2 protein-coding genes and 2 pseudogenes are annotated in these 2,730 nt (G+C 72.4%); all 4 read right to left on the bottom strand.

What is annotated here, in order from left to right:
- Window positions 1-288, bottom strand: a pseudogene (locus H5J30_RS26015) (hypothetical protein); the annotation flags it as partial.
- Window positions 289-387: 99 nt separating this feature from the next.
- Window positions 388-1,917 (bottom strand): UDP-N-acetylglucosamine 1-carboxyvinyltransferase, encoded by a 1,530-nt coding sequence (locus tag H5J30_RS26010; RefSeq protein ID WP_181789781.1) that lies wholly within the window; start codon window positions 1,915-1,917, stop codon window positions 388-390.
- 38 nt (window positions 1,918-1,955) lie between these two features.
- Window positions 1,956-2,405 (bottom strand): annotated as a pseudogene (locus tag H5J30_RS26005) (ECF transporter S component); the annotation flags it as partial.
- The gene (locus H5J30_RS26000) at window positions 2,399-2,695 is read right to left on the bottom strand and encodes a universal stress protein (protein ID WP_258563545.1); all 297 of its coding nucleotides are present in this window, start codon (window positions 2,693-2,695) and stop codon (window positions 2,399-2,401) included. The pseudogene H5J30_RS26005 and the gene H5J30_RS26000, both read right to left, overlap by 7 nt.
- Window positions 2,696-2,730 lie beyond the last annotated feature (35 nt).

Here is a 2,730-nt window from a genome sequence, read left to right as displayed (position 1 = left end):
GACGGCGCGTTCGGTCTCGTCCAGGCCCTCCAGCAGGATTTCGATGCGGGTCCGCCAGGCCGCTTCCAGGCCGGTGCGCGTCCGCTCCACCGCGTCGCCGTCGGCCGCCAGGAGTTCGCTCGCGGTCTGGTCCAGCCGCGCCGACTCGGCCTGCTCGCGCCGGTCGTCGCCCCGGCCGAACCAGCGCGCCACCGCCTGCCGCAGAGCGGTCCAGCCGTCCGTTCCCGCGGCCTGGACCACCGCCGTTCCGCCCGCCGCCGCCAGCGCGGCCAGTGCCGGATCCAGCATCCCCACCCCTCTCGCCGGGTCGCGGGACCCGGGGCACACAAGGTACCCGCCGGCCGGGGGCGGTCGCGCCGCTTCCGCCGCGGTCGCGGCGGCCGGGCGTCAGATGTCGCGGAACGTCTCGATGCGGGCGCCGACCGAGTTGAGGCGGTCGGCCAGCGACTCGTAACCGCGGTTGATGACATAGACGTTGCGCAGCACCGACGTGCCTTCCGCCGCCATCATGCCCAGCAGCACCACCACCGCGGGGCGCAGCGCCGGCGGGCACATCATCTCCGTCTCGCGCCAGCGCGTCGGGCCCTCCACCAGGACGCGGTGCGGGTCGAGGAGTTTGACGCCGGCGCCCAGGCGGGTCAGTTCCGTCAGGTAGATGGCGCGGTTGTCGTAGACCCAGTCGTGGATGAGCGTCGAGCCCTGGGCGGAGGCGGCGATGGCCGCGAAGAACGGGACGTTGTCGATGTTGAGGCCGGGGAACGGCATCGGGTGGATCTTGTCGATCGGGGCCTGCAGCTTCGACGGGCGCACGGTCAGGTCCACCAGCCGCGTACGGCCGTTGTCGGCGGCGTACTCCGGGGTGCGGTCGAGGTCGAGGCCCATCTCCTCCAGCACCGACAGCTCGATCTCCAGGAACTCCACCGGCGCCCGTCGCACCGTCAGCTCCGACGACGTGACGACCGCCGCCGCCAGCAGGCTCATCGCCTCCACCGGGTCCTCGGACGGGGCGAAGTCGACGTCGCGGTCGATGTCCGGCACGCCGTGCACGCGCAGCGTGGTGGTGCCCACGCCCTCCACGCGCACGCCCAGGTGCGCCAGGAAGAAGCACAGGTCCTGGACCATGTAGTTGGAGCTGGCGTTGCGGATCTGGGTCACGCCGTCGTGCCGGGCGGCGGCCAGCAGCGCGTTCTCGGTCACGGTGTCGCCGCGCTCGGTCAGCACGATGGCCCGGTCGGGGGCGATGCCCGGGACGACCTCGCAGTGGTAGACGCCCTCGGTCGCGGTCACGTCCAGGCCGAAGCGGCGCAGCACGGCCATGTGCGGCTGCACGGTCCTGGTGCCGAGGTCGCAGCCGCCCGCGTACGGGAGCCGGAAGCGCTCGGCGCGGTGCAGCAGCGGGCCGAGGAACATGATCACGCTGCGGGTGCGGCGCGCCGCGTCGTTGTCCATGGAGTCGAGGTCCAACTCGGCCGGCGGTACGACCTCCAGGTCGGCGCCGTCGTTGATCCAGCGCGTCCGCACCCCGATGCTGCCCAGCACCTCCAGGATGCGGAAGACCTCCTCGATCCGCGCCACCCGGCGCAGCACCGTGCGCCCGGAGTTCAGCAGGGTGGCGCACAGCAGCGCGACGCAGGCGTTCTTGCTGGTCTTCACGTCGATCGCGCCGGAGAGCCGGCGGCCTCCGCTGACCCGCAGATGCATCGGGCCCGCGGTGCCCAGAGCGACGATCTCGCTGTCCAGGGCCTCGCCGATGCGCGCGATCATCTCCAGGCTGATGTTCTGGTGGCCGCGCTCGATGCGGTTGACGGCGCTCTGACTGGTGCCCAGCGCGGCGGCCAGCTGACTCTGCGACCATCCCCGGTGCTGCCGGGCGTCACGGATGAGTCTGCCGATGCGCACGAGGTAGTCGTCTGCCATGACTTGGACGCTATCTCACATATGAGATGCCCGCGCATTCAGGGGTTTCGCGCCTCGAATGTCACCGGTGTGCCGAATGCGGCCTTTCGGGTGGCGCGGCGCAGCGCCGCCAGCACGGCCCGGCCGAGGGTGAGCGTGCACACCGCCGTCACCACCGCGCGCGGCAGATCCCAACCCAGCGAGGTGGCAAGGCAGTACGCGACGAAGCGGGCGAGGTTCTCCGGCAGCGGATCGCCCGCGACGAACGACACGCCCGTGGACATGCCGCTCAGATACGGCCACCCCTGGAGGTTCATGACCGTGCCGTAAAGAACCGAAGCGATTGCTCCATACGAGGCAAGCAGCCACAACTCCCGCCGCCCCCGCAGCCGCTCCGCCCCCGGCAGCAGCCCGGCGCCCATGGCGACCCAGCCCATGGCCAGCATCTGGAACGGCATCCAGGGCCCCACACCTCCCGTGAGCAGGGCGGACGCGAACATCGTCACGGACCGCCGGGGTGCCGCCCCCCGGCCCGTACGACGAGCACGGGGCAGTGGCCGTACGCGGACAGGTGGACCGCCGTGGAGCCGACGAGCAGCCGGGTGAACGCGCCGAGGCCGCGGCCCGCGACCACCGCCAACTGCGCGGTCCGCGTCTCCTCGACCAGGACCTGCATCACCTCGCCGGTCACGACGACCCCGTGGGCCGTGACGCCCGGCTCCGTCTGCCGGGCGTGCGCGACGGCGTCGGCGACCGCGTTCTCGGCCTCCTCGCGCAGCGCGGTGTCCCCCGGGAGCATCGAGGCCGAGCCGGGGTAGGCGCCGAAGGCCGGCC

Origin of the sequence: Streptomyces phytophilus, assembly GCF_013870535.1 — a bacterium.
GTDB classification, from domain to species: domain Bacteria; phylum Actinomycetota; class Actinomycetes; order Streptomycetales; family Streptomycetaceae; genus Streptomyces; species Streptomyces phytophilus.
The sequence above is the reverse complement of the archived record's forward strand: the minus strand, read 5'-3'. Positions and strand labels throughout refer to the sequence as shown.